Here is a 6,074-nt window from a genome sequence, read left to right as displayed (position 1 = left end):
AGGTGGGTTTTTTCTTCGCCCCCTTTCCACAACCCCGGGGGGATTGGGCCCCCCCCCTCCGGGCCTGCCGGGCGGGGACCCGCGACCCTGCCCCCCCCCCGCCCGCAGGACCCGGCCGGGGCGGAGCGCGAGGAGCCCGGGGGCGGTGCGCGTCAGCTCAGGGACGCCAGCGCCTCGTTCCAGGTGGCGGACGGACGCATGACCGCGGCGGCCTTGGCCGGGTCGGGCTGGTAGTAGCCGCCGATCTCGACCGGCTTGCCCTGGACGGCGATCAGCTCGTCGACGATCTTCTGCTCGTTCGCGGCGAGCGTCTCGGCGAGCGGGGCGAAGGCCTTCGCCAGGTCCGCGTCGTCGGTCTGCCGGGCCAGCTCCTGGGCCCAGTACAGGGACAGGTAGAAGTGGCTGCCGCGGTTGTCGATGCCGCCGACGCGGCGGGTCGGGGACTTGTCCTCGTTGAGGAAGGTCGCCGTGGCGCGGTCGAGGGCGTCGGCGAGGACCTTGGCGCGGGCGTTGCCCGTGGCCTCGGCGTACTGCTCCAGGGACGGCACCAGCGCGAAGAACTCGCCGAGCGAGTCCCAGCGCAGGTAGTTCTCCTTGACCAGCTGCTGCACGTGCTTGGGCGCGGAGCCGCCCGCACCCGTCTCGAACAGGCCGCCGCCCGCCATCAGCGGGACGACCGACAGCATCTTGGCGCTGGTGCCCAGCTCCAGGATCGGGAACAGGTCGGTCAGGTAGTCGCGCAGTACGTTGCCGGTGACGGAGATGGTGTTCTCGCCGCGGCGGATGCGCTCCACCGACAGCTTGGTCGCCTCCACGGGGGACAGGATGCGGATGTCCAGGCCCTCGGTGTCGTGCTCCGGCAGGTACTGCTTCACCTTGGCGATGAGGTTGGCGTCGTGGGCGCGGGTCTCGTCCAGCCAGAAGACGGCCGGGTCGCCGGTGGCGCGGGCGCGGGTGACGGCGAGCTTCACCCAGTCGCGGATCGGGGCGTCCTTGGTCTGGCAGGCGCGGAAGATGTCACCGGCGGACACGGCCTGCTCGATGAGGACGTCGCCGGCCTGGTCGACCAGGCGGACGGTGCCGGTGGCGGGGATCTCGAAGGTCTTGTCGTGGCTGCCGTACTCCTCGGCCTTCTGCGCCATCAGGCCGACGTTCGGGACCGAGCCCATGGTGGACGGGTCGTAGGCGCCGTTGGCGCGGCAGTCGTCGATCACGGCCTGGTAGACACCGGCGTAGCTGGAGTCCGGCAGGACGGCGAGGGTGTCGGCCTCCTGGCCGTCGGGGCCCCACATGTGGCCGGAGGTGCGGATCATGGCCGGCATGGAGGCGTCCACGATGACGTCCGAGGGGACGTGCAGGTTGGTGATGCCCTTGTCGGAGTCGACCATGGCCAGCTCCGGGCCCTCGGCCAGCTCGGCGTCGAAGGACGCCTTGATCTCGGCGCCCTCGGGCAGGTTCTCCAGGCCCTTGTAGATGCCGCCCAGGCCGTCGTTCGGGGAGAGGCCGGCCGCGGCGAGCTTCTCGCCGTACTTCGCGAACGTCTTCGGGAAGAAGGCGCGCACCACGTGGCCGAAGATGATCGGGTCGGAGACCTTCATCATCGTGGCCTTCAGGTGCACGGAGAACAGCACGCCCTCCTGCTTGGCGCGGGCGACCTGCGCGGTCAGGAACTCGCGCAGCGCGGCGACCCGCATCACGGAGGCGTCGACGACCTCGCCCTTGAGGACGGGGACGGACTCGCGCAGCACGGTGGTGGTGCCGTCGTCACCGGCCAGCTCGATGCGCAGGGCGCCGTCCTCGGCGATGACGACCGACTTCTCGGTGGAGCGGAAGTCGTTCTCGCCCATGGTCGCCACGTTGGTCCTGGACTCGGGGGTCCAGGCGCCCATGCGGTGCGGGTGGGTCTTGGCGTAGTTCTTCACCGAGGCGGGGGCGCGGCGGTCGGAGTTGCCCTCGCGCAGCACCGGGTTCACGGCCGAGCCCTTGACCTTGTCGTAGCGGGCGCGGATCTCGCGCTCCTCGTCGGTCTTCGGGTCGTCCGGGTAGTCCGGCAGCGCGTAGCCCTGGCCCTGCAGCTCGGCGACGGCGGCCTTGAGCTGCGGGATCGACGCCGAGATGTTCGGCAGCTTGATGATGTTGGCCGCGGGGGTCTTGGCCAGCTCGCCGAGCTCGGCGAGGGCGTCCGGGATGCGCTGGTCCTCGGTCAGGTACTCCGGGAACACGGCGATGATGCGTCCGGCCAGCGAGATGTCGCGCGTCTCCACGGCGACGCCCGCCTGCGAGGCGTACGCCTGGACCACCGGCAGGAAGGAATACGTCGCCAGGGCCGGGGCCTCGTCAGTGTGCGTGTAGATGATGGTCGAGTCAGTCACCGGGTGCTCCGCTCCACGTCTGCAACATTGCTCGACATCAAGATATCCCGTGACCGGCCGCGGCTCGACAGGGGTCCGCACCCACTTCGGGCCAGACCTCCGCGGGGCTCCCGGCGGGCGGCCCCGGAGGCGCGTCGGCCGGATGCCCGGGCCGGGCGCGCCGGGCCGAGGGGGCCCGCCGGCCCGGCGGGGCGCGCCGCCCGGGAGCGGTCGTGCGGTTGCGGGGCGCGGCCGGACGGCCCCGCCCCGCCGAGGCCCCGCGGCCCGGTCAGATCGGCGTGGCCGCGGTCATGTCGTCCGGCTCCCTCTCGGTGCCGCGCTGCTGCGGGATGACCACCGTGCCCTGCTGGAGCGCCACCGTCCGCGCGGGCGACGGGATCCGGATGCCCTCGTCGCGGTAGCGCCGGTGCAGGCGCTTGATGAACTCGTGCTTGATCCGGTACTGGTCACTGAACTCGGCGACGCCCAGGATGACGGTGAAGCCGATGCGGGAGTCGCCGAAGGTGTGGAAGCGCACCGCCGGCTCGTGCTCCGGCACGGCGCCGGTGATCTCGGTCATCACCTCGGTGACGACGTCCCTCGTCACCCGCTCGACGTGCTCCAGGTCGCTGTCGTACGACACCCCGACCTGCACCAGGATGGTCAGCTTCTGCTCGGGGCGCATGAAGTTGGTCATGTTCGTCTTCGCCAGCTGCGCGTTGGGGATGACCACCAGGTTGTTGGACAGCTCGCGGACGGTCGTCTGGCGCCAGTTGATGTCCTCGACGTAGCCCTCCTCGCCGCTGCTCAGCCGGATGTAGTCACCGGGCTGCACGGTCTTGGAGGCGAGGATGTGGATGCCCGCGAAGAGGTTGGCGAGCGTGTCCTGCAGCGCGAGCGCGACCGCCAGACCGCCGACGCCGAGGGCGGTGAGCAGCGGGGCGATGGAGATGCCCAGCGTCTGCAGCCCCACCAGGAAGCCGATCGCCAGGACCAGGATCCGGGTGATGTTCGTGAAGATGGTGGCCGAACCGGCGACGCCGGAGCGGGACTGGGTGACCGAGCGCACCAGGCCGGCCACCACCCGCGCCGCCGACACCGTCGCGGCGAAGATGACCAGCACCGTCAGGACCTGGTTGACGTTGTGCTGCACGGTGCGGGTCAGCGGCAGCGCCGCCGCCGCGGAGGCCGCGCCGCCCGCGAGCGCCGCCCACGGCACGACCATGCGCAGCGCGTCCACGAGGACGTCGTCCCCGCGCCAGCTGGTGCGTGCGGCGTGCCGGCCGAGCCAGCGCAGCAGCATCCGCAGCAGGAACGCCGCCAGCAGGCCGGCGGCGAGGGCGATGCCGGCGTGCACCAGATCGTCCACGGTGAGCGCGCGGGTCACCGCCCACCTCCGGCGAACACCCTGGCCGAAGGCGGTATGTGAAGTCGTGTCACGTGTCGTCACCTGCTCGTTTTCCGGTAAGTGGGGTGTGCCGGACCCGTTCTGACCCGCGGTCGGCACGCCCGCACATCCTGCCGCATCCGCGCGGTCCGTCCGCACCGTCCCCGCGGGGGCCCGCCGCCGCGGAACCCGCCCGCCCCGCCGCCCGACCGCCTCCGGCCGCCCGGCGTCACCGCTCCCGGCCGCGGCGGCGGGCGGAGGAGCCGCCCTTGACCTCAACCTTGGTAGAGGTCCTAGGTTCCCCTCCATGAGCATGGAGACCACAGCGTGGACGCAGCTGCACAGCGTCGTGAACGCCCAGGACGAGCGCCGCCCCTTCGCGCGGGCGACGCTCCGGCGCATCGGCGCCTTCGCACGCCCGCACCGCCGCCGTATGACCCTGTTCGTGCTGCTCGGCACGGCGACCGCGCTGCTGGCCGTCGCCACGCCCGTCCTCGCCGGGCGCGTCGTGGACACGATCGTGTCCGGCGGCGACGAGGCCGTGGTCGTCCGCCTGGCCCTGCTCATCGCGCTGATCGCGGTGGCCGAGGCGGCCCTCGGCATCCTCGGCCGCCGGCTGTCGGCGGCGCTCGGGGAGGACCTCATCCTCGATCTGCGGACGGCGGTCTTCGACCACGTGCAGCGCATGCCGGTCGCGTTCTTCACCCGGACCCGTACGGGAGCGCTCGTCTCCCGCCTCAACAACGACGTCATCGGCGCCCAGCGGGCCTTCAGCACCACCCTGTCCACCGTCGTCGGCAACCTGGTCACCCTGCTGCTCACCCTCGCCGTGATGCTCGCGCTGTCCTGGCAGATCACCCTGCTCGCCCTGGTGCTGCTGCCGGTCTTCGTGGTCCCGGCCCGGCGCATGGGCCGCCGCATGGCCCGGATGCAGCGCGAGGCCGCCGCCCTGAACGCGGCCATGGGCACCCGGATGACCGAGCGCTTCTCCGCGCCCGGCGCCACCCTGGTCAAGCTCTTCGGCCGCCCGGAGCAGGAGTCGGAGGAGTTCGCGGAGCGCGCCCGCCAGGTCCGCGACATCGGCGTGCGGACCGCCACGGCCCAGACGGTGTTCATCACCGCCCTCACCCTGGTCTCCGCCCTCGCGCTGGCCCTGGTCTACGGACTCGGCGGCCTGCTCGCCCTGCGCGGCGCCCTGGAGCCGGGCGCGATCGTGTCGCTGGCCCTGCTGCTGACCCGCCTGTACGCGCCGCTGACCTCGCTGGCCGGGGCACGGGTGGAGGTGATGAGCGCCCTGGTCAGCTTCGAGCGGGTCTTCGAGGTGCTGGACCTGAGGCCCCTGATCGAGGAGAGGCCCGGCGCGCGCGAGGTCCCCGACGGACCCGTCTCCGTCGAGTTCGACGACGTCCGCTTCGGCTACCCGGCCGCCGACAAGGTCTCCCTGGCCTCCCTGGAGGAGGTCGCCTCCCTGGACACCAGGGGCGGCACCGAGGTCCTGCACGGCGTCTCCTTCCGCGCCGAACCGGGGCGGACCGTCGCCCTGGTCGGTTCCTCCGGCGCCGGCAAGTCGACCGTCGCGCAGCTGCTGCCGCGGCTGTACGACGTCGACGCGGGCGCCGTGCGCGTGGGCGGCGTCGACGTCCGGGACCTGACCGCCGCCTCGCTGCGCGACACCATCGGGATGGTCACCCAGGACGGCCACCTCTTCCACGACACCGTCCGCGCCAACCTGCTGCTGGCCCGCCCGGAGGCGGGCGAGCCCGAGCTGTGGGACGCCCTGCGCCGGGCCCGTCTCGACGACCTCGTGCGGTCCCTGCCCGACGGCCTGGACACCGTGGTCGGCGAACGCGGCTACCGGCTCTCCGGCGGCGAACGCCAGCGCATGACCATCGCCCGGCTGCTGCTGGCCCGGCAGCGGGTCGTCATCCTCGACGAGGCCACCGCGCACCTGGACAACACCTCCGAGGCGGCCGTGCAGGAGGCCCTCGCGGAGGCGCTGGAGGGCAGGACGGCGCTCGTGATCGCCCACCGCCTGTCCACCGTCCGGACCGCGGACCTCATCCTGGTGGTCGAGGACGGCCGCGTCGTGGAACGCGGCACCCACGAGGAGCTGCTGGCGGCCGGCGGCCGCTACGCCGAACTGCACCGCAGCCGGTTCGCCCCCCGGCAGGCGGACCACGACCGGGATCCGGGCCGGGAACGGGACGGGGCCCGGGACCGGGACCCCGAGCGCGACCGGACCCCCGACGGGGAGCGCGGCGCACCGGCGGCGGCGTAGGGGGCTTCGTTTTTTCTCCGGGCGGGGCCGAGACAGGCTAACCGTACTAACACGGAAG

The 6,074-nt window shown here is 72.6% G+C and carries 3 protein-coding genes; 1 reads left to right on the top strand and 2 read right to left on the bottom strand.

The window, feature by feature from the left end; translation table 11 throughout:
* Nucleotides 1–152 precede the first annotated feature (152 nt).
* Nucleotides 153–2,372, bottom strand: coding sequence for an NADP-dependent isocitrate dehydrogenase (locus tag ACZ56B_RS23330; RefSeq protein ID WP_468793839.1), 2,220 nt, complete (start codon nt 2,370–2,372; stop codon nt 153–155).
* A 268-nt stretch (nt 2,373–2,640) separates the two neighbouring features.
* Entirely contained in the window at nt 2,641–3,738 is a 1,098-nt protein-coding gene (locus ACZ56B_RS23325) for a mechanosensitive ion channel family protein (RefSeq protein WP_468793836.1), read from the bottom strand.
* A 307-nt stretch (nt 3,739–4,045) separates the two neighbouring features.
* Between ACZ56B_RS23325 and ACZ56B_RS23320 the strand changes: the two genes are divergently transcribed.
* Nucleotides 4,046–6,016, top strand: a complete 1,971-nt coding sequence (locus ACZ56B_RS23320; RefSeq protein WP_468793833.1) for an ABC transporter ATP-binding protein — start codon at nt 4,046–4,048, stop codon at nt 6,014–6,016.
* The last annotated feature ends 58 nt before the right edge of the window (nt 6,017–6,074 follow it).

This window comes from Streptomyces sp. NPDC034670, assembly GCF_055574875.1.
Note: the sequence above shows the minus strand (reverse complement) of the source record. Positions and strands in the feature narration are given on the sequence as shown.

Bases quoted from the DNA above. Each gene is read 5' to 3' on its own strand.
- ACZ56B_RS23320 (WP_468793833.1), top strand. From the start codon at position 4,046: ATGAGCATGGAGACCACAGCGTGGACGCAGCTGCACAGCGTCGTGAAC.